This window comes from Halodesulfurarchaeum formicicum (assembly GCF_001886955.1).
Lineage (GTDB): Archaea > Halobacteriota > Halobacteria > Halobacteriales > Halobacteriaceae > Halodesulfurarchaeum > Halodesulfurarchaeum formicicum.
The window spans coordinates 753,950-778,037 of record NZ_CP016804.1; the positions used below are offsets into that span (position 1 = coordinate 753,950).

The 24,088-nt window shown below is 63.2% G+C and carries 25 protein-coding genes and 2 tRNA genes; 13 read left to right on the top strand and 14 right to left on the bottom strand.

Annotated elements, in window-relative coordinates:
* The first annotated feature begins 7 nt into the window (after positions 1 to 7).
* The 4 genes from HSR6_RS03985 (at position 8) to lrpA1 (ending at position 4,578) form a co-directional block, all read left to right on the top strand.
* Positions 8 to 1,084 carry an Mrp/NBP35 family ATP-binding protein gene (locus HSR6_RS03985; RefSeq protein WP_071932861.1) on the top strand — a complete coding sequence of 359 codons (1,077 nt, stop codon included), beginning with the start codon at positions 8 to 10 and terminating at the stop codon, positions 1,082 to 1,084.
* Between the two features lie 172 nt (positions 1,085 to 1,256).
* Positions 1,257 to 3,155: a 2-oxoacid:acceptor oxidoreductase subunit alpha gene (locus HSR6_RS03990; RefSeq protein ID WP_070364703.1), complete on the top strand. Its 1,899-nt coding sequence runs from the start codon at positions 1,257 to 1,259 to the stop codon at positions 3,153 to 3,155.
* Positions 3,152 to 4,087, top strand: a complete 936-nt coding sequence (locus HSR6_RS03995; RefSeq protein WP_070364704.1) for a thiamine pyrophosphate-dependent enzyme — start codon at positions 3,152 to 3,154, stop codon at positions 4,085 to 4,087. Before HSR6_RS03990 ends, HSR6_RS03995 begins: the two co-directional genes overlap by 4 nt.
* Positions 4,088 to 4,149: 62 nt before the next feature.
* Positions 4,150 to 4,578 carry an HTH-type transcriptional regulator LrpA1 gene (gene lrpA1 / locus HSR6_RS04000; protein ID WP_070364705.1) on the top strand — a complete coding sequence of 143 codons (429 nt, stop codon included), beginning with the start codon at positions 4,150 to 4,152 and terminating at the stop codon, positions 4,576 to 4,578.
* A gap of 39 nt (positions 4,579 to 4,617) precedes the next feature.
* On the opposite strand, the gene HSR6_RS04005 is transcribed toward lrpA1, so the two are convergent.
* The 6 genes from HSR6_RS04005 to HSR6_RS04030 all read right to left on the bottom strand — a co-directional run bounded on the left by HSR6_RS04005 (position 4,618) and on the right by HSR6_RS04030 (position 8,382).
* Positions 4,618 to 5,754: a pyridoxal phosphate-dependent aminotransferase gene (locus HSR6_RS04005; RefSeq protein ID WP_071932862.1), complete on the bottom strand. Its 1,137-nt coding sequence runs from the start codon at positions 5,752 to 5,754 to the stop codon at positions 4,618 to 4,620.
* 42 nt (positions 5,755 to 5,796) lie between these two features.
* A complete protein-coding gene (locus tag HSR6_RS04010) occupies positions 5,797 to 6,621 on the bottom strand; it encodes a nucleoside phosphorylase (protein WP_071932863.1) in 825 nt (274 codons plus the stop codon).
* 39 nt (positions 6,622 to 6,660) lie between these two features.
* A complete protein-coding gene (cdd, locus tag HSR6_RS04015; protein WP_071932864.1) occupies positions 6,661 to 7,053 on the bottom strand; it encodes a cytidine deaminase in 393 nt (130 codons plus the stop codon).
* Positions 7,054 to 7,125: 72 nt separating this feature from the next.
* The gene (locus tag HSR6_RS04020; RefSeq protein WP_071932865.1) at positions 7,126 to 7,308 is read right to left on the bottom strand and encodes a hypothetical protein; all 183 of its coding nucleotides are present in this window, start codon (positions 7,306 to 7,308) and stop codon (positions 7,126 to 7,128) included.
* Positions 7,298 to 7,552, bottom strand: coding sequence for a HalOD1 output domain-containing protein (locus tag HSR6_RS04025; RefSeq protein ID WP_199399072.1), 255 nt, complete (start codon positions 7,550 to 7,552; stop codon positions 7,298 to 7,300). Before HSR6_RS04025 ends, HSR6_RS04020 begins: the two co-directional genes overlap by 11 nt.
* Before the next feature lie 176 nt (positions 7,553 to 7,728).
* A complete protein-coding gene (locus tag HSR6_RS04030) occupies positions 7,729 to 8,382 on the bottom strand; it encodes a helix-turn-helix domain-containing protein (RefSeq protein ID WP_071932867.1) in 654 nt (217 codons plus the stop codon).
* 185 nt (positions 8,383 to 8,567) lie between these two features.
* Here HSR6_RS04030 and HSR6_RS04035 point away from each other — a divergent pair, with 185 nt between their 5' ends.
* Together HSR6_RS04035 and HSR6_RS11085 are read left to right on the top strand one after the other, a co-directional pair.
* Positions 8,568 to 9,224: a helix-turn-helix domain-containing protein gene (locus HSR6_RS04035; protein WP_071932868.1), complete on the top strand. Its 657-nt coding sequence runs from the start codon at positions 8,568 to 8,570 to the stop codon at positions 9,222 to 9,224.
* 67 nt (positions 9,225 to 9,291) lie between these two features.
* On the top strand, positions 9,292 to 9,699 hold the full coding sequence (locus tag HSR6_RS11085; protein WP_199399073.1) for a DUF7344 domain-containing protein: 408 nt from the start codon (positions 9,292 to 9,294) through the stop codon (positions 9,697 to 9,699).
* A gap of 189 nt (positions 9,700 to 9,888) precedes the next feature.
* Here HSR6_RS11085 and HSR6_RS04045 read toward each other — a convergent pair whose 3' ends face one another.
* From HSR6_RS04045 to HSR6_RS04075, 7 genes are all read right to left on the bottom strand, one after another.
* Entirely contained in the window at positions 9,889 to 10,071 is a 183-nt protein-coding gene (locus HSR6_RS04045) for a hypothetical protein (RefSeq protein ID WP_148661797.1), read from the bottom strand.
* Positions 10,072 to 10,219: 148 nt separating this feature from the next.
* Positions 10,220 to 11,266 (bottom strand): ABC transporter permease, encoded by a 1,047-nt coding sequence (locus HSR6_RS04050; protein WP_070365916.1) that lies wholly within the window; start codon positions 11,264 to 11,266, stop codon positions 10,220 to 10,222.
* 23 nt (positions 11,267 to 11,289) lie between these two features.
* Positions 11,290 to 12,543, bottom strand: coding sequence for an ABC transporter permease (locus HSR6_RS04055; RefSeq protein ID WP_071932870.1), 1,254 nt, complete (start codon positions 12,541 to 12,543; stop codon positions 11,290 to 11,292).
* Positions 12,540 to 14,102, bottom strand: coding sequence for an ABC transporter ATP-binding protein (locus tag HSR6_RS04060; protein WP_071932871.1), 1,563 nt, complete (start codon positions 14,100 to 14,102; stop codon positions 12,540 to 12,542). The genes HSR6_RS04055 and HSR6_RS04060 overlap by 4 nt, the downstream gene beginning before the upstream one ends.
* 12 nt (positions 14,103 to 14,114) lie before the next feature.
* On the bottom strand, positions 14,115 to 15,218 hold the full coding sequence (locus HSR6_RS04065; RefSeq protein ID WP_070364716.1) for a BMP family lipoprotein: 1,104 nt from the start codon (positions 15,216 to 15,218) through the stop codon (positions 14,115 to 14,117).
* A gap of 73 nt (positions 15,219 to 15,291) precedes the next feature.
* Positions 15,292 to 16,683 (bottom strand): phosphohexomutase domain-containing protein, encoded by a 1,392-nt coding sequence (locus tag HSR6_RS04070; protein ID WP_071932872.1) that lies wholly within the window; start codon positions 16,681 to 16,683, stop codon positions 15,292 to 15,294.
* A gap of 49 nt (positions 16,684 to 16,732) precedes the next feature.
* On the bottom strand, positions 16,733 to 17,203 hold the full coding sequence (locus HSR6_RS04075; RefSeq protein ID WP_070364718.1) for a DUF5793 family protein: 471 nt from the start codon (positions 17,201 to 17,203) through the stop codon (positions 16,733 to 16,735).
* Between the two features lie 100 nt (positions 17,204 to 17,303).
* On the opposite strand from HSR6_RS04075, the gene HSR6_RS04080 reads away from it, so the two are divergent.
* The 5 genes from HSR6_RS04080 (at position 17,304) to HSR6_RS04100 (ending at position 22,715) form a co-directional block, all read left to right on the top strand.
* Entirely contained in the window at positions 17,304 to 18,971 is a 1,668-nt protein-coding gene (locus HSR6_RS04080) for a type II/IV secretion system ATPase subunit (RefSeq protein ID WP_071932873.1), read from the top strand.
* A 5-nt stretch (positions 18,972 to 18,976) separates the two neighbouring features.
* The gene (locus HSR6_RS04085; protein WP_233488553.1) at positions 18,977 to 21,034 is read left to right on the top strand and encodes a type II secretion system F family protein; all 2,058 of its coding nucleotides are present in this window, start codon (positions 18,977 to 18,979) and stop codon (positions 21,032 to 21,034) included.
* Positions 21,031 to 21,669, top strand: a complete 639-nt coding sequence (locus tag HSR6_RS04090; protein WP_071932875.1) for a class I SAM-dependent methyltransferase — start codon at positions 21,031 to 21,033, stop codon at positions 21,667 to 21,669. Before HSR6_RS04085 ends, HSR6_RS04090 begins: the two co-directional genes overlap by 4 nt.
* 37 nt (positions 21,670 to 21,706) lie before the next feature.
* Positions 21,707 to 21,777 (top strand) — tRNA-Gly (locus HSR6_RS04095).
* A gap of 188 nt (positions 21,778 to 21,965) precedes the next feature.
* Positions 21,966 to 22,715, top strand: a complete 750-nt coding sequence (locus tag HSR6_RS04100; protein WP_071932876.1) for a hypothetical protein — start codon at positions 21,966 to 21,968, stop codon at positions 22,713 to 22,715.
* On the opposite strand, the gene HSR6_RS04105 is transcribed toward HSR6_RS04100, so the two are convergent.
* Positions 22,716 to 23,513, bottom strand: a complete 798-nt coding sequence (locus HSR6_RS04105) for an HD domain-containing protein (protein WP_071932877.1) — start codon at positions 23,511 to 23,513, stop codon at positions 22,716 to 22,718.
* A gap of 97 nt (positions 23,514 to 23,610) precedes the next feature.
* Between HSR6_RS04105 and HSR6_RS04110 the strand changes: the two genes are divergently transcribed.
* Both HSR6_RS04110 and HSR6_RS04115 read left to right on the top strand, forming a co-directional pair.
* Positions 23,611 to 23,874: a Sec-independent protein translocase subunit TatA/TatB gene (locus HSR6_RS04110; RefSeq protein ID WP_070364724.1), complete on the top strand. Its 264-nt coding sequence runs from the start codon at positions 23,611 to 23,613 to the stop codon at positions 23,872 to 23,874.
* Positions 23,875 to 23,907: 33 nt separating this feature from the next.
* Positions 23,908 to 23,980, top strand: a tRNA-Arg gene (locus HSR6_RS04115).
* Positions 23,981 to 24,088 lie beyond the last annotated feature (108 nt).

Genomic DNA, 24,088 nt, shown 5'->3' on the forward strand with positions numbered 1-24,088 from the left:
TCAGGGCATGCAGGAAGCCGACGTCCGGGAAATCCTCTCGGGGATCGAGGACCCCGATCTTGGTACTGACATCGTTTCTGAGAATCTCGTGACGAACATCGACGTGGACGGCGACACCGTCACCGTCGAGTTGGCACTCGAAGCCGTCGGCTCACCGACCGAAGAGTCGATTCGCGCCAGCGTCCGGGAAGCCCTGGAGGCTGAAGGCGCGACCGTCACCATCGAAACCGCGAGCGATGACGGCGACGACGGTGGTCTGGGCGTCGAGAACATCGGCCCGGATACCGAATCGAGTACGGAACCGCTCCCTGGGGTCTCCAACGTAATCGCCGTCGCCTCCGGCAAGGGTGGGGTCGGCAAGAGTACGATCTCGGTCAACCTCGCGGCCGGACTGGCCGACCGGGGTGCCGAGGTAGCTATCTTCGACGCCGACATGTACGGGCCGAACGTGCCACGGATGCTGGGTGTCGAGGGCGCGCCGAAGGCCACGAGCGACGAGAAGATCGTCCCGCCGGAGGCCCACGGCATGGGCGTCATGAGCATCGGGCTGATGCTGGGCGAGGACGATCCGGTCATCTGGCGTGGCGCGATGGTTCACAACACGCTCACCCAGCTCGTGGACGACGTCGAATGGGGCGACCTGGATTATCTCGTGATCGACCTGCCGCCCGGAACGGGAGACACCCAACTGACGCTGCTCCAGTCGATCCCGATCACTGGCTCGGTCATCGTGACCACGCCACAGGAAGTCGCGCTCGAAGACGCCCGTCGTGGCCTCCAGATGTTCGCGGAGCACGAGACGCCGGTCCTGGGCATCGTCGAGAACATGAGCACCTTCGTCTGCCCCGACTGTGGCAGCGAACACGACATCTTCGGCTCCGGCGGCGGCGAACGCTTCGCCGAGGAGAAGGACATGCCGTTCCTCGGTGCGATCCCGCTCGACCCGGCGATCCGGTCCGGTGGGGACGAAGGCGCACCGATCGTGATGGCAGAAGATGGCGAGACTGTCCAGGCGTTCCAGGACATGGTCTCGACCACGGCGGACATGGTTGGGATTCTGAACCGGCAGAAGCACTCCCAGTGATCGGTCGCCGGGGCCCCACTTTTTGAGGGCCGTGACGCGTTGCCAGCAAATCAGCAACGGCCGCCTCGCGGGCCTTTCTTCATGATTAATGAGTGCTGACTGAAGGCAAACGGTTTAGTTGCCCCTCCACCTACCCCCGAATTAACGGTCCAAGATGGACCGAGGCCTTACTATGACTCAGGACGAACTCATCTGGCGAATCGCGGGCGGTTCCGGGGACGGAATCGACTCGACGAGCCAGAACTTCACCAAGGCGCTGATGCGGTACGGGTTACACGTCTACACGCATCGTCACTACCCGTCCCGCATCCGCGGCGGTCACACGTACGTCGAAGTACGAGCCAGCGAGGAGCCAGTTACGTCCCGTGGGGACGGCTTCAACGTCCTCCTGGCACTGGGTGATAGCTTCGCCCGGAACCCCTCTGCGGGGGCCGTCTACGGCGACGAGAAGACCAAACCCCTCTTCGAGAACCTCGATGAACTCAACGAGGGCGGGCTTATCATCTACGACACGGGCGTCCTCGAGGACGAAGACGTCGGTGATCTGGAAACCCAGGCCACGGAAAACGATTGGCATCTCTACCCGATCGACCTCCGTGCCATCGCCCGTGAACACGGCCGGGACGTTATGCGGAACACCGCCGGTGTGGGGGCGACAGCGGCCCTCCTCGACATGCCCCTCGATCCCATCCAGGAACTGATGAGCGAAGCGATGGGTGGGGACATCCTCGACGCGAACCTCGCTGTGCTTTCGGACGCCTACGAGCACACCAACGCGGAATTCGAGGCCACCCACGACCTCCGGATCCCGAAACACGACCACGACGAAGAGCAAGTCCTGCTCTCGGCCAGTCACGGGATCTCGTATGGGGCGATCGACGAGGGCTGTCGGTTCGTCTCGGGCTACCCGATGACCCCGTGGACGGACGTATTTACCATTCTGAAACGTGAGATCGAAGACCTGGGCGGCGTCGCCGAACAGGTCGAGGACGAGATCGCCGCCTCCATGATGGCGATCGGGGCCAGCCACGCCGGGGCCAAGGCTCTCACCGGGTCCTCTGGCGGTGGCTTCTCTTTGATGTCCGAGTCGATCGGGCTCGCGGAGATGACCGAGACGCCACTCGTGATGGTCGAGGCCCAGCGTGCCGGCCCCTCGACGGGCATGCCGACCAAGACCGAGCAGTCCGACCTGGAGTTCGTCCTCTCGACCAGCCAGGGCGATTCGAGTCGTGTCGTCTTCGCTCCGGGCAACGTCAAGGAGTCCTACGAGCAGACCCGCCTGGCCTTCGAGTTGGCCTACGAGTACCAACTGCCGGCGATCGTCCTCTATGATGACATGCTCACGGGCGAGTTCCGCAACCTTCCGCGGAGCTTCTTCGACCGCGAACCCAACCCCGATCTGGGCTCGATCGCCACCGAGGCGGAACTCGCTGACCTCCCACACGACGTGGGTGGTCGGTACGAACGGTTCCGCACCGACGGTGACACGGACGTAAATCCGCGCTCGCTCCCTGGGATGCGAAACGGACGATTCCTCGCGACGGGCAACGAGCACTGGCCGGACGGTCAGATCGCGGAGGACACGGCAAACCGGATCAAGCAGATGAACCGTCGCGTGAGCAAGGTCGAGGTCGTCCGAGACGCCCTCGCCGAGCAGGCTTCGCCCGACACGGTCGTCGGCGACGAGGACGCCGATTTCGCACTGCTGACCTGGGGCTCACAGAAGGGGGTCGTCGAGGAGGCCGTTCGACGGCTGACCGAGGCGGGCCACTCGATCAAGGCCCTGTCGGTGAGCCAGATGGCCCCGCTCCGCACCGAGGAGATCGCGGACTTCCTTGCAGGTGTCGAGGAGGCCCTCGTGGTCGAGATGAACGCGACGGGGCAGTTCAAGGGGCTGCTCCAGAAGGAGTTCGGGGATTACGGTGACGTGCTCTCCAGTCTCCTGAAGTACAACGGCGATCCCTTCGAACCGGCCGAGATCATCGAGGCCGTCGAGATCAAACAGTCCGGCGAGGGCGGGGACACCTCGTCTGAAACCACGCTTTATCCCCCGGCAGGTGACCGATCATGAACCAGTTCGACGCCATCGACTCCGGCGAGGAGGTCACGAGTGACGATTACACCCCCGAGATCGAGCCGCAGCCGACCTGGTGTCCCGGCTGTGGTGACTACTCGGTGCTGAAAGCGCTGAAAGGTGCGATGTCCGATCTGGGCCGGGACCCCGAAGAGGTGCTTCTGGTCACTGGGATCGGCTGCTCCGGGAAGCTGAACAGCTACTTCGATTCGTATGGCTTTCACGCCATTCACGGCCGGACCCTGCCGCTGGGTCGGGCCGCGAAGATGGTCAACGAGGACCTGGAAGTCGTCGCCGCCGGCGGTGACGGCGACGGCTACGGCATCGGTGGGAACCACTTCACCCACACCGCCCGGGAGAATCACGACATGACCTACATCGTGTTCAACAACGAGGTCTTCGGCCTCACGAAGGGCCAGTCATCTCCGACCAGCCCCAAGGGCCACACGTCCAAGACCCAACTCAAGGGCGTCGCGAAGGACCCGGTCCGGCCGATGTCCCTCGCGCTCTCGGCCGGGGCCTCCTTTATCGCCCGCACAGCGGCGACGAACCCGAAACAGGCCCAGGAGATCCTGGTCGAAGCCATCGAGCACGACGGGTTCGCCCACGTCGATTTCCTCACGCAGTGTCCGACCTGGAACAAGGACGGCGCACAGTACGTTCCGTACATCGACGTGCAGGAGTCCGACGAGTATGACTTCGACGTGACCGACCGGCGGGAGGCCGCCGAGATGATGCACGAGACCGAACAGGCCCTCTACGACGGAAAGGTCCTCACGGGTCGGTACTACGTCGAGGAGGACCGCCGGACCTACCAGGAAGAGAAGCAGGCTCGCGATGAGATGCCCGAATCGCCGGTCGTCGGGCAGTATTTCGACGACGAGAAGGAGTGGGAGCGCTCCTACGAGCGGCTCGACCGCCACACCTGAAAACCCACGAGTTTGCTTTCAGATTCGGAAGGTATTTTTTCGCCGAACCCAAAGGAATCTTCGTGAACGACGAGTCGACTGCGGATCGCATCCTCGCGGTCCTCGAAGAAGACGCCCAGGCCTCGTACGGCGAGATCGCCGACCGGGTGGAGGTCTCCAAGCCGACGGTCCGGAAGTACATCACGCAGCTCGAGGAGGAGGGCGTCATCGTTGGCTACTCGGCTGACGTCGATCCAAAGAAACTCGCTTCGACCTCGATCGCGTGGGTCGGCCTCGACGTGAAAAGCGAGTGCTACGTCGATGCGCTCCAGTCCCTCAAGGAGTTCGATGCGGTCCGGACCCTCTACACGTCGAGTGGCGACCACATGCTCCTGGCGGAGGTTCGTGCGGAGGACGGCGACCGATTGGCTCGCTTCATTCAGGAGTCGATGCTCACGATCGACGGCGTCGAGGAGGCTCATCCGACCTTTCTGCAGGAACGAATCAAGTGAACGGTCGGCCTGCAGCGGCCATATCAGCCGGCGGTTTCGTTAGTGGGACTCGAAGTAGGCGTCCAACCGTTCGATAGCCTCCTCGATGTCCGCCGTGCTCGTCGCGAAGGACGCTCGCAGCGTGTTTTCGGCCTGGGTCCCGAAATCCGGGCCCGGCGTCATGGCGACGCCGGTCGCTTCGAGTATTCGGTCGGCCACCTCGAAGGCATCACCCGGCAGTGAACTCACATCGAGCAGGAGGTAGTACGCGCCGGCGGGCGTATACCCCATATCCAACCCCCAATCCCGGGCGGCTTCGAGCAGGAGATCACGGCGCTCTCGGTAGGTGTCTCGGATCGAGTCCAGCCCGGCTCCCTCCCGGATGGCCGCCTCGGCGGCGTCCTGGACGTGGTTGGGCGCACAGATCAGGAAGTTCTGGACCAGTCGATTGATGGCTTGCTCCTCGTCTGGCGGCGCGATGATCCAGCCCAGCCGCCAGCCGGTCATCCCATAGCGCTTCGAGACGCCGTCGAGGACAAACGCATCGTCGGTGTACTCAAGCACCGAGTGGGCCTCGGCGTCGAAATCTAGACCGTGATAGATCTCGTCCGAGATCAACCGGGTCCCGGTCCGCTCGGCGAGGTCGACCAGTGCCTCGACCGACTCCGGCGAGAGGACGGCGCCGGTCGGATTCGCCGGCGAATTGATGAGCAGGCCGGCTGTCTCCGGACCCACCGCGGCCTCGAAATCGGCGATCTGGGGCTCGAATCCGGTCTCCGGGTCCAGTTCGACGGTCGTCGTTTCCCCCTCGGCCTGTCGGACGAAGTTCGGATAGGGCGCATAATGCGGGTCGGTGAGGACGACCTCCGAGCCGGGGTCGACGACGTCGAGCATCACGGCCAGGAGCGCTGGTGACGAGCCAGGCGTGACGAAGATCCGGTTCAGTGGCACCTCGACGCCGTACTGTCGCTCGTAGTAGTCGCTGATCGCCTCGCGGAGTGATTCCTTACCGCGGGCGTTGGTGTAGCTCACCTCGCCGTGCGCTGCTGACTCACTCGCAACCTCCCTGGCGATAGCGGGGGGTTCGAAGTCGGGTTCGCCTACCTCCAGATGGACGACATCATCGAGCTTGCCGGCCTTCTCTAAGACTTCCATGGCCGCAAAAGGGGTCGTCTCCAGCGCTCGCTTCGAGGGCATGCTCGACCGAAGGATCGGCCGGTATAAAATTCCGCCGTCCGCTCAGTCGGCCAGTGAGAGCCCCGGGTGCCAGTGCTCTACGCCGGCGGCTTCCTTCACCCGGTCCATCTCGGCCAGCAGGTGGACTGCCAGCGAGGCGACCTCGGCCGCTTTGTTGTCGCCCTCCGTTCGGAACTCGCCGGTCGTTCGATTGGCGTACACCGAACAGATCGCCCCGGCCCGGAGATCGTAGAGATTCGAGAGGGTGAGGATCGCACTCGCCTCCATCTCGATGTTCTTCACGTTGGCTTCCCGCAGTTCCTCGACCAGATCTTCGCTTCCGGCGGCTCGAAAGCCCTCGAACCCGGGGCGACCCTGGCCCGCATAGAAGCCATCGGCACTCATCGTGAGCCCGAGATGATAGTCATAGCCGAGCCGTTCGGCGGCGGCCACGAGCGCACTCGTGACCTCCCGGTCGGCCACGGCGGGGTAATCCTCGCGCACGTACTCCGAACTCGTTCCCTCCTGGCGGACGCCTCCGGTGGTGATGACCAGGTCACCGATCTCCATGTCTGGCTGAATCGCGCCGGTCGATCCCACCCGGATCAAGGTATCTGCACCGGCTCGGGCCAGTTCCTCGACGGCTATTGCCGCCGACGGACTGCCGATCCCCGTGGAGGTGACCGAGATCGGCGTCCCGTCGTACTCACCGGTGACCGTTCGATACTCGCGATGCCGGGCCCGTTCTTCGGCCCGATCCCAGAAACCGGTGATCGTCTCGATGCGATCGGGGTTCCCCGGCAGGAGCACGGCCTCGGCCAGGTCTGCTGGCTTTACACCGAGGTGATACTGGGTCTCGTCGCTTGGGTCCTCGCTGTCGCCGTCCATACACTCTCATGACGGAGGGTGGCCAAAATCCTTCGGCCGCTATTCGACGCCGAGATTTGCACCGGAAAAGGCGTGGGGGAGCAGTTCGCCCAGTCGGTAGGTTTCTGGCCCGTCGGGGGCGTCGGCGATCACCTCAAAATCCGGGCCTGCGAACTCCGAGAGGGTCTGTCGACACATGCCACAGGGGGTCGGCCCATCTCCCGCCTCGGAACTGACCGCGATTCGATCGAACTCCTCGTGGCCGTCCATGAGCGCCCGCGAGAGGGCCACTTCCTCCGCGTGGAGGCTGTTCGAGTAGTTCGACACTTCCAGGTTCGCGCCGGTGTAGACCCCGCCCGCGGCGGTCTCGATGGCTGCACCGACAGCGTACTCGGAGTAGGGCACGTAGGCCTTCGAAACGGCCTCACGAGCCGCGTTCAATAACTCGTCCATGCCCCGATTGTGGGGCGCAGTGGGGAAAAATGGTACCGGGCCAGCACTGGTGTTCCGGAGATTCGCAGTTGGTCACTCCGAGCCGTTCTTTTCGACTTCGGTGACGACCACGTCCCAGTCTGGATGCTCGACCCCGTTTCGACAATCGAACGCGCCTTCGACATCGACCCCATTCTCGTAGGCCCTGACTAGCAGAGCCTGTAGCTCAGCATTCAAATCGGCTTTCGACTCGAGTGGGGTCTCCTCAGCGGTCATCGTTCCACGTTCCGTTCGTATTCTCCGCGATTGGTTCGTGGTCGGGTGTGATAGTGATCTCGCCATCGCTGTACACGGTTATCGCGTGGTCCTCGTGTGTGAAGGCAATCTGTATTGGACCGTCCACTCCGGGCGGGGCGCTGATGAGGGCATCTAACGCGTCCGGATCGACCGTCGAATGGAGTGGCTCCAGATCGAGTGGGTCGACGTCCATCACCTCCGCCAGTGTCCCGATAACCGCCATGCTTGCCGATGTCTCCACCTGATCAAACTGGGTTCGGACCGCTGCAGTCTCCGAATGATACTGGACTGCTTCAACTCCGTCCCCAGATAGTACCGCATTCATTTCGACTTGTGCTACCGGCTTGAATCGGTTGAGCAGGGCTACTGATAATACAGGAGGTTTAAGTATATCGTCGGTCAGGTCGGTTTCGACGAACTCGCCAGGGTGGCCCCAATCAGGCGCCGATGGCCGCGTCTGAGTCGTGAGGAAAGTGACTGTTGGGTAATGTCGAGTTCCGCCGCGATCGACTCGAGTGATGCTTTGCGCGGGGTGTCGAAGTAGCCCCGCTCGTAAGCCAGGATCAGTGCCTCACGCTGGGACTCGGTCAACTCGTAGCCCTCCCCTTTGATCGGGAGCATTGCGTGGACCGCAGTAATTTCGATCGGAATATCGTTGTCCTGGCAGTACTCGCGAAACTCGGCGATTGTCTCCTGGCCCTCTCCGCGCACCTCGAATCGCCACTCGTCTTTCGTTCCGATTCCGGAGAGGACGACGACGTTCGCTTTGGCCAGGGCGCTCAGGACGCCGAAGTACTCCTGTTGCCACTCCGCTCGCATGAGATACTGGTCCTCGATGTGATCGACCATTTGAATGGCCTGCACCCCCTCGTGTGGGTCGAACGCGGCTTCGATGTCATCGGTTTTCACGCCACGAACCCAGAAGTACGGGATGATCAGCGTCTGGTGGGGGATCAGCCGTTCCAGTTCGACTGTTACTCCTGGCAGGTTCTCGAAGACACTCCCCAGCGGAAACTCGGCTGCTGGGCTCGTGAACTCCATCACGGTCGCCATGCGGGTGGCTTCGTTCGACAACCTGATAATTGAGGTGGCTGGTGTATCATGCCTTCCGGACCGCCCAACTGACGGCTGGTGAACCGACTGGCTGCTCTGCGAGCGGCGCGGCAACAGTGGATTACTTGGTGTACCATGTCTCCCCCTTTTGTAGGCCCCTGAACAATATGATCACATACGAGAGAATGAGTGTGATCGTGCAGGTTCGAATTCCGCCTGCGGACTTCGAACTCGGGCAGCTCCTCGATCTCGATGCGGCCGCGGCCGTCGAGCTCGAAACCCTCGTCCCGAGTGGCAACGTTACGGTGCCGCTCTTCTGGGTTTACGAACCGATGGAAAACGGCTTTCTGGATGCCGTCGGACGCTATCCGACCGTCAACAGCGTCACGGAGGTCGACGTATACGAGGACCGGACCCTGTTCAAACTCGACTGGGATGCGAGCCAGGATCACCTTTTTCGCTGCATAATGGATCATGAGGGGCAAATTCTGGGTGCGACCGGAACCGCTGACGGGTGGGATTTCGAGATCCGGTTCTCCCAACGGGAGGCATTGGGGCAGTTTCAAACCTGTTGTGAGGACGCTCAAATCTCACTCGATGTCATCAGTGTCTACAATCCCACGAGTCCCGAGGCTGGTCCGTGGTACGGCCTGAGCAAGCCACAACGGGAAGCGCTCACGCTCGCGGTCCGACTGGGTTATTATGACATTCCTCGCGGTTGTACGACCGAAGAACTGGCGAACAAACTCGGAATCTCCGACCAGGCAGTGACCGAACGATTGCGTCGTGCCATCGGGACGTTCACACGGCATGCACTCCTTACCCCGGAGTCCGACTCCTAACACAATCGGCCACTGCCTTTGTGCATCATGGGATAGAAGCACCCCGCTAGGGCTCCGTTATAGAAGTATGACTGAGAATGTGGATCAGGGGGCCCGTGACCGACAGGGAAGCGACGGTTTTTCGAGCCCGGCTGCACGGGAGCGAACGGTTTCTCCCGACCGAATTCTATCGGCAGTCGGGAACGAACACCGACGGGCGATCCTCAACGCGCTGCACAGTACATCCAATGAGACGCTGTCCTACGACACGCTCGTCGAGCGCGTTGCGGACCGGGTTCGAGACGAGGAGACGGCCCTCGAACCCGACGCACACCGACAACGTGTCCGGACCGCAATGCATCACACGCATCTCCCGAAACTGGAGGCCGTTCGGATCGTCGACTACGAGTCTGATACGGGCCAGGTTGCGTTCGTTGGCGGTGAACTGGAACAAGATCTCCTGGCACTAATCGAGGCATACGATACCGACGAGTGACTGAAGGGCAGGATCGAGGGCAATTGGCCTCGATTTCGACCATATTCTCACCATCAAGTCGGTTGGTTGTGACCGCCATCAGCAAGTTCCGCAAGCACCCAACCATCGCCTCGTCCCGCTGGCTCTGGCGGGTGAGTTACCAGTCCTGCAAGGAGGGGCAGGACCCCCACATGGTTAATCCCCGGACAACTACTCTGTCGCCCACGTGAATGAGCCGGTGTCGGACCGATCCACCAGCAGGGTTCGGGCCTCGTCGACCGCGTCGAGGGCGTCGATGACCGCTTGTGCGAGCTCCCCCTCGCGTTCGAGGTCGGACTCCTCCAGGACCGTTTCGAGCTCCCGATAGGACCGGTCGAGCCGCTCCGTTTGCATCGAGTTTGATGCTCCCCGACGCTCATCCATTCCCGTGGCCATGCTTGCAGTGGGGGACCCCTTCGAGGTAGTAATGGGGCTCCTAAAGGCGTGTGAATCGGCGGGGCGGTTGTCTCACACGAGAAATTGTTCCACGGAGTCGCCGGCACTACTCCTCGCCGGACTCGTAGTAGTCTCCGGCGGCTTCGGGGACCCGGGTGTTACCGACCAGCGCCAGCACGATGACGACCGTGAGATACGGAATCGTGCGAACCAGTGACTGTGGGATCGCGAAGACGTTGCCGACCTGCAGGGCGATCTGCACGGCTTCGAGGCCGGCAAAGAGCAGCGTCGACAGCATCGCCCCGATCGGGTTGTAGTTGCCGAACAGGTAGGCCACGATGGCGATGAAACCCTTGCCGTTGACCATTGTCGCGCCGTTGCCGATGAACTGGCCCAGCGACAGGGAGAGTGCCGCCCCGCCGATGCCGCTGAGCACGCCCGAGAGCAGCACGGCGGCATAGCGAACCCGGCGAACGCTTACGCCGGCGGTATCGAGGGCCTTGGGGTTCTCCCCGCTCGCGATGACCCATCGGCCAAAGGACGTCCGATTGAGGGTGTACCAGGAGGCCGCGACCGCGACGAACATCAGGTAGACGACCGGGGAGGCGTCGAAGAGCGCCCCGAAGAAGGGAATCTCCGACAGGTAGGGAATCGTGATCGTCTCCAGGGATTTCACGCTCACCGTGTTCGGCCCGTTGTAGATCACCTGTGAGAGGAACGGCGCCAGTCCCAGCGCGATGAGCCAGACGGCCAGTCCCGCGATAATCTGGTCGGCCCGGAATTCGATACAGACCACGCCGAAAAGGGCCGCGAGAAGCGTCGAGGAGAGCACGCCCGCGCCCATGCCGATCCAGACGCTTCCGGTGATCTCGGTGGCATACACCCCGAAGAAGGCGGCGATGATGAGCAGCCCCTCCAGGCCGATGTTGATGACCCCACTTTTCTCAGCGAAGATCCCACCGAGCGCAGCAAACGCGATCGGGACGGAGAGCCGCAGCGCCGAGGAGAGCGTGTCCGCCGACGTGAGGATGTCGAATAGCTGTCCGAGGTTCGACTCGGGGTGGAACACCCCGATGATTCCGATCACCGCGAGCAGGAACAACGTCACGACTGCGACGCTCCCGCGGACGCCGAGCGATCGAATCCGATCCATGAGCGTCAAGATGGTCAATTCAGTCATTCTTGCTCACCCCGTGGTTCGCGTCGATCGGCTGGCACCACGCGCTTGCCGATCATGCGGAAGAACTCCGGCATGGCGACGAAGAGGATGATCAACCCCCGCAGCACCCCGACGAGCTGGGGCGGCACGTCCGTCCCGACGTCGACGACCACCGATCCGCTCTTGAGCACGCCAAAGAGCAGGCCAGCAAAGCCAACCCCCAGTGGGTTGTTCCCGGCGAGAATCGAGACGGTGATGCCGTCGAACCCGTAGTCCGGGACCCCTACCTGGAAGTTCCCGAGCATCATCAGGACGTAGACGGCCCCACCGATCCCGGCCAGCGCGCCCGAGAGGGTCATCCCCGTGAGGATCGTCCGCTCGGCGTTGACCCCGCCGTACTCCGCCGCGTCGGGCTGAATCCCGCTCGTGCGGATGTCATAGCCGATCGCGGTGTGATTGAGCAGATACCAGATCCCGAGGAGCATCGCGATCCCGAAGAACAGCGCCAGAATCGAGAAGTCGTCCCGTGGCTCGAAGATCACACTCGGGAAAAGGGCGTGGTCCGGAAGCGCGACGGTCTGGTTGGCGAAACTCTCGGGGTCCTTGAAGTGATTCGCGACGAGGTAAAGCGCCGTCGAGGTGGCGACGAAGTTCAACATGATCGTCGTGATGACCTCGTTGGCCTCGAAGTAGGCGAGCAACGCACCCGGAATCGCCGCGAAGGCCCCGCCCGCGAGTGCGCCGACCAGCAGCCCCACGATCAGAAGCAGGAGCGTGCCGAGCGCTCCGGTCACGTGTGGTGCGATCGGCAACAGTGCCAGTGCCGTCGCCAGCGCGCCAACCACGAGTTGTCCCTGGGCCCCGATGTTGAAGATGCCGGCCCGGAACGCGATAGCGACTGCGACCCCCGCGAAGATGAGGATCGTCGTCTCGGAGAGGGTGGTCGCCAGTTGCCCGTTCAGCGGGTCAAAGCCGGGGCGGATGATCGACGCGAACTCGCCCTGGAGCGGCTTGAACGCCGGATTGATCGGATCGCCGAACGCACCCAAGAAGAGTTTGTCGAAGACTGCAAGCGGATCATAACAGAAACTCAGTCCGAACAGGCGCATCGCCGGGCTCGAACACTCCGCGAGCAGTCCGGCGAAGAGGATCAGCCCGGTACCCACGATCATCGACAGTGTGAGTGCCGCCAGGCTGATGAGCACCCGTTCGAAACCCGAGGTCCGGGACAGTCGAGCGAGAAGATCGTACACGCGATCACGGAGGGTCATGCACTCCCCTCCACGTCCACCGATCGATCGGCGGCCTCGAAGTCAGTAGGTCGTTCGCCGGCCATGAGCAGGCCCAACTCCTCGTCAGAGACTGCAGCCGGATCGACCACGGCGACGAGTTCGCCCTCGTACATCACCGCGAGTCGGTCCGAGAGCGCCTGTACCTCGTCTAGCTTCGAGGAGATGAGAAGCACGCCCGTTCCGTCCGATCGCAAGTCGATGAGTCGGTCGTGAATGTATTCGGTCGAGCCCACGTCCACACCGCGTGTCGGATGGGTCGCGAGCATCAGCCGTGGATCGCGCTTGAACTCCCGGCCCACGATGAACTTCTGCTGGTTCCCGCCGGAGAGTGACACTGCTGTTACGTCCGTCTGCCCTGGACGCACGTCGAACTCCTCGACGATGTCTTCGGCGTGGCTCCTCGCAGTGTTCCAGTTGAGGCGTGGCCCGGAGCCGAAGCGACTGGAGTGTTGGCTCCCCAGGATCCCGTTCTCGACGAGCTGAAAGTCCATCACGAGGCCCCGTTCCTGGCGGTCCTCGGGAATGTAGGCCATCCCGGCGTCGATCCGTTCGAGCCGGCTGTCACCGGTGATATCTTTGCCCGACAGGTGAACGCTCCCGGATTCCGCCGTCCGGAGCCCGCTGATCGCCTCGACCAGTTCGGCCTGGCCATTTCCATCCACGCCGGCAATACCGAGAATCTCGCCCTCGCGAACGGCGAGGGAGAGGTCCCGCACGGCAGGGACGCCCCGGTCGTTCTCGACGTCGAGGTTTGACACCTCCAGGACCGGAGCCCCTGGGTTCGCAGCCTGCTTTTCGACCTCCATGAGGACTTCCCGACCGACCATCATCTTGGCCAGGGATTCGCGGTCCGCATTGTCGGCCTCGACGGTCCCGACGTTCTGCCCGTCCCGCAGGACCGTGATCTCGTCGGCCGCCTCCATGGCCTCGCCGAGCTTGTGCGTGATGAAGATGATCGTCTTTCCCTGTTCGGTCAACTCCTCGAAAACCGAAAAGAGCCCCTCGACCTCCTGTGGGGTCAGGACGGCCGTCGGTTCGTCCATGATCAGCACTTCCGCACCCCGGTAGAGGGCCTTGAGGATCTCCACGCGCTGTCTGACCCCCACGCTGATCTCCTCGATCGTCGCGTCGGGATCGACGTCGAAGCCGTACCGTTCGCTCAACTCGCTGACCTCCTGTCGAGCCTGGTCCCGATCGACCAGAAGTCCGCCCCACTTCCGGGGTTCGTTGCCCAGCACGATATTCTCGGTCACTGTCATCGGGTCGACGAGCATGAAGTGCTGGTGAATCATCCCGACGCCCGCGTCGATGGCCTCACGGGGCGAGTCGAAGTCCCGCTCTTCCCCGCCAACGGAGACGGTCCCGTCGGTGGGCTCGTAGAGACCGTAGAGGATGTTCATCAGCGTCGTCTTGCCGGCCCCGTTCTCGCCGAGGAGGGCATGTACCGACCCGCGTTCGACCGAGAGGTCGATGTCGTCGTTCGCGAGGACCCCGGGAAACCGCTTGGTGATCCCCGACAACCGGACGGCTGGCTCCATTGTCTGCCTTGCTCAGACGTTCTCGGGGTCGGTCGGGACCTCGATGTCCCCGGCCATGATCTCGTCTCGGCTCGAACTGACCTGGTCTTTGATCTCCTGGGGGATCTCGGAGCCGATCTGGTCCCCGTAGACCGTTGCGACACCGTCGTCGTCCAGGCCCAGGGTGTTCGTGCCGGATTCGAAGGCGTCGTTGACGACCGACTCGACGGCGGTGTAGACGGCCGTGTCAACCCGCTTGACCATGCTCGCGAGGATCACGTCCGCGTAGCCGTCCTTCGTGATCGACTGGTCACGGTCGACGCCGATCGCAAAGCGGCCGTTGCTCTGGGCGGACTCAAACACGCCCGTCCCGGTGTTTCCGGCGGCGTGATAGACGATGTCCGCGCCGCCGCTGTACATGTCGTCCGCGATCTCGGTACCGGTCGAGGGGTCCGTGAAGGAGCCTGCGTAGCCGGACTTGACCTCGATCTCGCTGTCGATCGACTTGACACCGGCGGCGAAGCCGGCCTCGAACTTGCCGATGAGGCCGCCCTCGACACCGCCCACGAAGCCGACGACCTTCTCGTCGGGTTTCGTCTCGCCGCCCCCGGCGCTGAACTCACGGGTAGTCAGCAGGCCGGCCAGCTGACCGACCAGGTAGGATCCCTCGTGCTCCCGGAAGACATAGGAGGCGACGTTGTCTGCGTCGACGGTCTCGTCGACGATCATGAACTGCTGATCCGGGTAATTCGCGGCCGTGTCAGCCAGCGAATCGGCCTGGAGATAGCCGATCGAGGCGACCAGATCGTAGTTCGGGTCGGTCGACTGGGCGAACTGTTCCTGATGGGAGGAGAAGTCGGAGGTGTTCTCCGGCTGGGACTCGTTGTACTCCACGTTGAAGTCCTCGGCGGCATCCATGATGCCGGACTGAGCCTGGTCGTTGAACGAGCCGTCGCCCAGGCCACCAGTGGCATACACCATCCCGACGTTGGTGACGTCGTCACCGGAGCCATCGTCTCCGTCAGTCGTCGTCCCGTCAGTCTCGCCTCCGCCGGAACACCCGGCGAGCGCAGTCAGGGATGTTGCACCGATGCCACCGGCCACCTTGAGAAACGTCCGCCGATCGAAGGCACCCATATCACATACCCGAAGCGGCGGCGAAAATAAAGGCGTCGAATACTCGTTCAGATCCCTGTCTGTGGGGCCTGTGTCACTCGGACACGTTCGATATGGCCGTTTCAATCGTGGACCGGACTCCCGTCACGAGGTCATCGACCTCGTCGCTCTCGGCGTACAGTCGAACGTAGGGCTCGGTTCCACTCGGCCTGACCAGCGTCCAGGACCCGTCCTCGAAGGCGAGTCGCACGCCGTATTCCGTCGAGACCGTCGCCGCCGGGAAGGCCTCCGGCAGCGTGGTTTCGAGTTGCTCCATCGCCGGTTCCTTCGCGCTCTCCGCACACGGCACGCTCACCTTTCGGTAGGGGCGCTCTGTCACCGGCCCGCGAAGCGCTTCGAGGCCACCGGCTTCGGTGATCAGCACCGAGAGCACGCCGGCACTCGCGATGCCGTCGATCCACCGGCCAAGTCGGGGATGGATGTGCTTCCAGGGCTCGGCCGCGAACACGACCGTGCCCGACGCCTCGGCGATACCCTCGTGGAGCGCACCGAGTCGCACTCGCTCTATTGTCCCCCCGGCGGCTTCGACCCGCTGGTCGATGCGCCCTGAAGCGTTCGGCGTCGTGACGACGATTGGGTCCGCAACCTCGCTCGCCCGAACGTAGTACTCCGCTAGGATGGCGACGACCGTGTCCTCGTGGACGACTGTGCCGTCGCCGTCGACCAGGACCACCCGGTCGGCGTCGCCGTCGTGAGCGATGCCGAATTCCGTGCGGTTATCGGCAACGAAGTGCCGAAACTCGGCCAGCGTCTCCGGGGTGGGTTTGCTCGCCCGGCCGGGGAAGTGGCCGTCGACGGTGCCGTTGATCGTGACGACGTTCGCACCGAGGGCTTCGAGGAGCTGTGGCGTTCCGAGCGCCCCCATGCCGTTGCCACAGTCAACGGCGATGGTCGTCCCCGCCAGCGGCGTTTCCGAATCCATCTCGGCTCCAGCGTCGACCGGATGGGATTCGGGGAGTCCCCGTCCACGGACGTACTCGGTGACTGTCTCCTGGTACGCGTCGAGCACGTCGATCCGCTCGGTCTCGCCCCATTGGTCCCAGGGGGCCTGCTCAGAGCCATCGGCCACCCGATCCGAGACCGCCTGCTCGGCCTGGCGATCGAACTCGGTGCCGTCCTCGAAAAGTTTGATCCCGTTGTCCGCTGGCGGGTTGTGAGAGGCGGTCACCTGCACTCCGTACCGGCCCTGCGAGGCGAACGCGAGGGTAGGTGTCGGCACGATGCCGACGGTGCGCACACTCGCCCCCGCGCTCTGTAAGCCCGCGCGGAGCGCTGCGACCAGCGTCTCGCCAGTCACACGGCCGTCGCGGCCCACCACGAACTCCCGGTCCGGCTTTCCGACGGCCTGTCCGACACGTAGTGCGAGCTCCGGGGTCACTTCGTCCGCAACCCGGCCCCGGATACCCGCCGTTCCGAAGAGGTCCATATCCGCTCTTGCCGTCGCGGACAGTATATAGTGTCGAATCCGACGTGGGTTACAGTTCGACGCCCGCGGGAATCAGACTCTCCGATTCCCTGAGGGTTCCGTCGCTCGTGTACACGAGGAATGTGTCGGTTTCGTAGGTCCGCACGGGCGTGTCGCCCGCGCACAACTGGATGCGGTACTTGGGCGTGCCGTCGACGCTTTCGGCCCGCCGCTTGGCTGCCGCGAGGAACTCGAAGATGTCCCGGCCCTCGACGTTGAATTCACACACGTAATCGCCAGTCAGTCGGTCGCTGACCGCGACCACGCCGTCCGGGTTCCGCTCGTCGATCTCACCCTGCAGCCGGACGCTCACGTCGATGTTCTCGGCCTGGAGAATCGACCCGTCGGCCCCTTCGAGAGCCGACTTGAGTTCCGCCTCTGGTCCGTCATACCGGAGTCGAAGCGTCGGGAGGGGCTGGGTCTCACCTCCCGTGTCGGTCTCGACATAGCGGGTCTCCAGCGTGAAGTCCTCCCGTTCCATCAACTGATGGTTCGGGTTCCTCCGAAAAGAACGTGACGGCAGTCGAGGTGGGTGCGTGGGGATTTAAGCAGACCCCCTTCGAGGGTGGTCGTACAGATCGATGTCCCGGAACACAGCCCAGTCGGAGTCTGCCGTCGAGTCGATTCGCTATCGACTCTCGCAGATCGCGGCGGTTCTCCGTGGTTCGGCACTCGATGTCGACCCCTACGATCCGGCTCGAGACGGGCCGCTCGTTCAATTCGCTGGGCTCGAGGATTTCGAGGAAGTCGACCGGTACTGGGTGAACGCGCCCTTCGCGTTCGTCGTGATCGCGCATAACGCGGCCGAAAACGCGTATCGGTATCTCGTCGTGGAGCCGACCCTCTCGGAGTTCGAACACGATCTCCTCGAACAGGTCTTCACGGACAGCCGCGAGTCGCTGATCTTCCGCGCGGAGTACGACCCGAAAGACGCCGAGGCAGTCATCACCGAACACCTCCTCGAACTCCTCGGGCAGTACGGTGTCGAGGTGGATACGACCACGATATATCGCCTGTTTTACTACCTCTACCGGTCCTTCGAGGGCTTTGACAAGCTCGACCCCCTGATGAAGGACCCCCACATCGAGGACATTTCCTGTGACGGCTATGACCTGCCGCTTTTCGTCTATCACGATACCTACACGGACATTCAGACCAACCGCTCGTTCGGCGAGGCGGAACTGGACGACTTCGTCGTCCGACTGGCCCAGAACTCCGGCCAGCACATCTCGATCGGCGACCCGATTACCAATGCCACGCTCGCGGACGGCAGCCGCGGAGAACTCGCACTCGGTCGGGAAGTCACACCTCGCGGCTCGGCGTTTACGATCCGCAAGTACGCCGAGGAGCCGTTCACGCCGGCCACGCTGATCGAATATGACACCTTCAGCCTCGATCAGATGGCGTACCTCTGGCTGGCCATCGAGAGCAACAAATCCCTCATCTTTGCCGGGGGAACCGCCTCGGGGAAGACCACCTCGATGAACGCGGTCTCGATGTTCGTCCCGCCGAACGCGAAGGTGGTGACGATCGAGGACACCCGGGAACTCACGCTGCATCACGATAACTGGCTCTCCTCCGTGACCCGGGAGAGCCTGGGAGAGGGCGAGGACATCTCGATGTACGACCTGTTGCGCAGTTCACTGCGCCACCGTCCCGAGTACATCGTGGTCGGCGAGGTCCGGGGCCGGGAGGCGATGACGCTCTTCCAGGCGATGAACACCGGTCATACCACCTTCTCGACGATGCACGCTGACAGCGTCCAGACGGTGATCAATCGTCTAGAGAACGAGCCGATCAACGTTCCCCGGGCGATGATCCAGTCCCTGGACGTCCTGTCCGTCCAGACGCTGACCTACGTCGGCGAACAGCGAGTTCGGCGGACCAACACCATCGCGGAGATCGAGGGTATCGACCAGCGGACCGGTGATCTGGACTACTCGATGGCCTTCGAGTACGACCCCGAGACCGACTCCTTCAACCAGTTCGACAGTGTCGTTCTCGAGGAGATCCGCCAGGATCGGGGCTGGTCGCGCTCGGAACTGCTGCGGGAATTCCGGGATCGAAAGCGGGTCCTCCAGTATCTGCTGGAACAGGACGTTCGGGACTACCGTCGCTTCACCGCCGTGATCAACGATTACTACGCCGATCGGGACACCGTGATGGGCCGGATCGAGGCACAACTCGAAACGTCGGTCGGCGACACGAACCTGGCCGAGGGCCACACCACTGACAGTACCCAGGGGTGATATTGGTGCTGGAACTGCTTCCGCTGGGACTGATCGCGGTGTTGCTGCTGGGGGTCGCGCTGGTCCCGGTTTCGTCCCGACTCGACCGAATGGTCACGCGAGTCGCCCTGGCCATCTTCGGTGAGTTCGTTGGGGAGCGTCGGTCCGTGAACACCCGGCAGGTCGGGCTCCTCGAAGCCGCTCACCGCCCCGCGACCTATCGGGCCTACGCGGCCAAGACGTTCCTCTATGCGACAATCGCGGCACTGGTCGGGAGCGTGGTTGGTGTCTATGGGTTTCTGGGCACCCGGTCGGTCCTCGTCGCTCTCGGGCTCCCCTCGCTGCTTCCCTGGTTGTCCGGCCTGCTTCAGACGCCGCCCGCCGAAATGGGGATTGTCGGGCTCTTTGGGCTCCTTCTGGGAAGCAGTGGAACTGTCGGGGTGATCGGGGCCTTTGGCACCTACCGACTTCGGTGGTATCTCCCCCAGTACGAGGCCGGTGAGCGTGCCCGACGGATCGACTCGACACTGAAGCGAAACGTGGCCTTCCTCTTTGCACTTTCCCGGAGCGGGATGCCGTTCACTCAGGTTCTCCGGACCTTGAGTGATCATGCCACGGTCTACGGCGAGACCGCCCGGGAGTTTGCGGTGACGGTCAAGGACATTGATCTCCTCGGTGCGGACCTCATCACCGGCGTCGAGCGGACCAGCAGGCGAACTCCGAGCGACGAGCTCTCCGAGTTCACCGAGAACCTGGCGAGCGTACTCCGGAGTGGCGGCTCGCTGACGGGGTTTCTCCAGGAGCAGTACGAGTACTTCCGCGAGGAGGAGTCCGCCCAGCAGGAACGGTTCATCGAACTGCTAGGCGTGCTCGCCGAGGCGTACGTGACCGTGTTCGTCGCCGGGATGCTCTTTCTCATCACCATTCTGGTCGTGGTCGGCCTGCTCCTGGGTGGGACACTGACCTTCCTCCACGCGCTGGTCTATCTCGTTTTGGGACTGGCGAATATCGGCTTTATCGTCTATCTGGATACTATCACGGAGGACCTCGTGGATGCGGACGCGGATGATTCCAGTGCGGCCACCGAACTGCAATTCCCGGACGTGCCAGTGGCGTCCACGACGGGCTCAGCCGACGAGACCGAGACGAAAAACCGCGATCGGCTCGCGATCGCCCGACAGCTCAGACCGATCCTCAGTTCGCTTATGAATCCCCGTCGTCTCTTGACCGAGCGCCCGGCGGCGATTCTCTGGGTAACCGTTCCGATCGGTCTCCTCTGGGTCCTCGGCGGCTGGTGGCCGGCACTCTCGACTGGAACGCTCACACCGAGTGCGCTCGATGACCCGTTGATTCGGGCCACGCTGTTCGTAACCGGCACCTACGCGATCACCTACGAGATCGGTCACCGACGAGTCAAACGGATCGAGGCCGCGATCCCGGACTTCCTCGATCGGCTTGCGGCGACGAACGAGGCGGGGATGTCGCTGGTCGAGAGTTTCGGTCGGGTCGCCCGGTCCGATCTGGGTGCGCTGTCGACGGAGATGCAACGAACCTGGGCCGACGTGCAGACCGGCGCTCCAATGGCGCGGGCCCTCCGTCGCTTTCAGGCGCGGGTCAAGACTCCGGCGATAACCAGGGTCGTGACCCTCACCACGAACGCGATGGGTGCGACGAACGACGTCGGTCCAGTCTTGCGAATCGCCGCCGACGAGGCGAAGTCGGCTCGGCGGCTAGAACGGGATCGTCACAACGAATTGCTGACCTACGTGGTCGTCATCTACGTCGCCTTTTTCGTCTTCCTGGGGATCGTCCTCGCCCTGGATCAGGTGTTCATCCCCAGTATCCCGACGGGACTTGAGACCGGTGGCGCGGCCGGCGGCGTCGGTTTCGGTGGCAGCCTGGGAGAGCTAACGCCCGCGAAAAAAGAGGCCTACGGGCTGGTCTTCTTCCACGCCGGGATCATCCAGGGGTACGTCTCCGGCTTCGTGGCCGGACAGATGAGCGACGGCCGCCTCGCGGCAGGCGCCAAACACGCGACGGCGATGCTCGCCATCGCCTACGTGGTTTTCCTGGTGTTCGTATGACCGAAGAGTCCCCGCCGATCCGGGAGGTCTACGACCGCATCGGGCCCCACTTCTCGAAGACGCGCCAGTATCCTTGGACCGACGTGACGGACTTTCTGGACACCGTCTCGGGAACTGTGGGTTTAGATGTGGGCTGTGGCAACGGCCGCCATACGGAGGCCATGGCGTCGGTAGTCGAGTCCCCGATCGGTGTTGATTTGAGCCGCTCGCTCCTCGAAGAAGCCCGGTCGCGTGTCACCGAGTCGGGGATCGAGGCAACCTTTCTCCAGGGGACGGCGACGATCCTGCCTCTCAGTGACTCGACGGTCGACGTGGCTGTCTACATCGCGGCCATCCATCATCTCCGGGATCGGGACGCCCGTATCGAGAGCCTGGACGAGTTAGCACGGGTACTTCGACCGGATGGCGTCGGCCTGGTCAGCAGTTGGTGTACGGCCCACGATCGTTTCGACCGGGAGACGGGCTTCGATACGACTATCGACTGGACGCTGCCCGACGGCGAGATCGTTCCACGATACTATCACATCTACGACCGCGAGGAGTTCGTGGCGGATATCCGGGCCAGTGGCCTCGAATTGGAGCGTGAGTGGGTTTCGAAGGGGAATTGCTATGCCCGGGTTGGGGGATCCAGATGAAAACGTCCTTATTCGGGGGCTCCATAGACGCGACTGCGCGCCGGTGGTCTAGTGGTAGGACCTGAGCCTTCCAAGCTCATGGCCCGGGTTCGAATCCCGGCCGGCGCACTCCCACTTTTTCCGAGGGGCTGCGCAGCAGCCCCTCGCAAAAACTTGGGGAAAAAGACCGCTAGCGGCTGTTGAATTGAGGGCAACTCCGACCGCTGCAGCACGGGTCTCCCAAATTCTTTCCTGCCGACTCTCAATCCGTCCGCCCGACCGCACCCTTCAAGGTCGTCCCCGTTCGACAGCGTGACATGCGGGCGTATCGGTTCGTAAACGCGCTTGGATCGGCCGTCGAGACCGCCGGCCGGGAGGTGGCAGACGCAGCGGACGTAACCTCGGCCCACCGAGGCGGCCTGAGTGATTCGGCTGCTCGAGTGGGGATCCGGGTCAGCGAGGAACTCCTCCGTCAGATGGCTCGTGAGACCGCGGGGCTCAGTCTCGAACGAGCCGAGTTCGAGGCACGGGGGGTTCGCGTGACCGACGATTCGTCACCGGGGACGGACCCGATCGGGCTCGATCTCGGCGTCTCCGTACACGTCGATCTTCCCAGCTACGAGGCAACGAACGTGGTTCTCGCGACGGTCGTCCATACCTCACAGATTCCGGCCGAGAGCGCCGCCAGTGAGCCAGGTCCGATACGTGATCGGATGGCGTCCCTCGCTGAGCGGACGTCGGCGGCCTTTCTGCTGGTCGTGGACGATGCGGGTACCCGCGCGATTCCGGCCCAGAGCCTGTTGGCCCTCTCGGAGCCGATCAGTACTCAGTCGATCGAGCAACACCTCTACGGGCGCTCGCTGGGTCGGTTCGTCGAGGAACTGGCCGAAGGCTTCGTGGGCGTCAGTCGAGTGGGCGAGGATCAACAGGCTCTGGCACTCGATCCCGAGCGGGAGGGTCAACTTCGGGACTGGGCCAGGGCGACCGATTTGCAGGGTGTGTATGCGCTGCGGATCTCGGAGACACGACCCCGGACCGAATCATCGCTGTCGGCGTTTTTGGACTGACTACAGTTCGATTCGTTCGACGAGGCGATCGTCGCCGCCAGTGGTGTTCACCGCGACGATCCTGACCAGTTCCTCCAGCCCCGATCCCTCCAATTTGTTCTTGAGCAGTCCGTCGACCTGGTAGACGCCGGCCGCGTTTCGCATCGTGATCTCGACCAGCACCGGCTTGGTGTCTCCTTCCAGGAGTTCGACCCGGTCGATGGCCTGGCTGGAGATGGTGTTGATCCCGCGCCCACCCCGTTCGTAGGGGATGCGTGAGCGACCGCGCTCCATGTCCAACGCGTCCGCGACGCGGATCACCCCCGCCTCGGTCGTCAGGGGCTCCTCTGCGGAGTGGTGACAGAGGATCGCATGGAGGATCTCGCCTTTCATTCGGACTCGCTCGCCGATGTCGTAATACGGCTCGAGGAGCCGATCGAGGAGGTCCGCGGCGATGATAATCGAGTAGTAGGTGTGATCGTCCCGGTGGACGACGTGCCCGATGTCGTGGAGCGTCGCGGCGAGCGCGACGATGACAGGTTCGTCGGCCTCCTGGAGGCCCTGGTCAGTCGCCCCGTTGAACGGGACGTCGGCTCGCTTGAGTAGCTCGTAGAGCCGAAGCGCCCGGTTCCGGACGATCTCGATGTGTTTCTCCCCGTGGTCGTTGTAGCCCTTCCGCGTGACCGGGTTGACGTTCTGTGCTTCGAGGTAGGCCCGGACCTCGGGATCCCCGAGGACGGCTTCCAGGATCTCGTTGAGTCGCTCGTCTGGAAACGAGTGATCGGCCTCGGGATCGTACGGCAATGTCCCGTTGCTCATGCAGGCCCCGACGCCGGCCCGGCAGATAGTTCCCAATGTCTGGGAGTACCGGATCGGAGCATAAAGCCTATAATCGCTACTGAGTTACAACTCTTTAATGACAATCGAGGTGCTACCCGCATTCGGGCTCCCAGCAGGCGGGATGGAGCTGGCCATCATTCTGTTGATTGCCGTCCTCCTGTTCGGGGCGAACAAAATCCCCAAGCTGGCCCGGTCGACGGGACAGGCCATGGGTGAATTCCAGCGCGGTCGCGAAGAGATCGAACAGGAACTCGAAGAGATCAAAGAAGGCCCCGAGGAGTCCGACCGGGCCGTCGCGGAGAGCGAATCCGAGTCCGAGTCAGAGCGGACCGAAGAGTAACCGTTTTTCCCCGCCCACCCGAACCGATTTTCGGGGCGCGTGGCCAAGAGGATACGGCGAGAGGTTCCTAACCTCTAGATCGCGGGTTCGAATCCCGTCGCGCCCGTGCAGCGAGTAACACGAGCGAACCGGCACGCGGGATTCGAATTACGGAAGACGAGCAACGCGAGTCTTCAGGTGGTTCGAATCCCGTCGCGCCCGCTCCGGTTTCTTC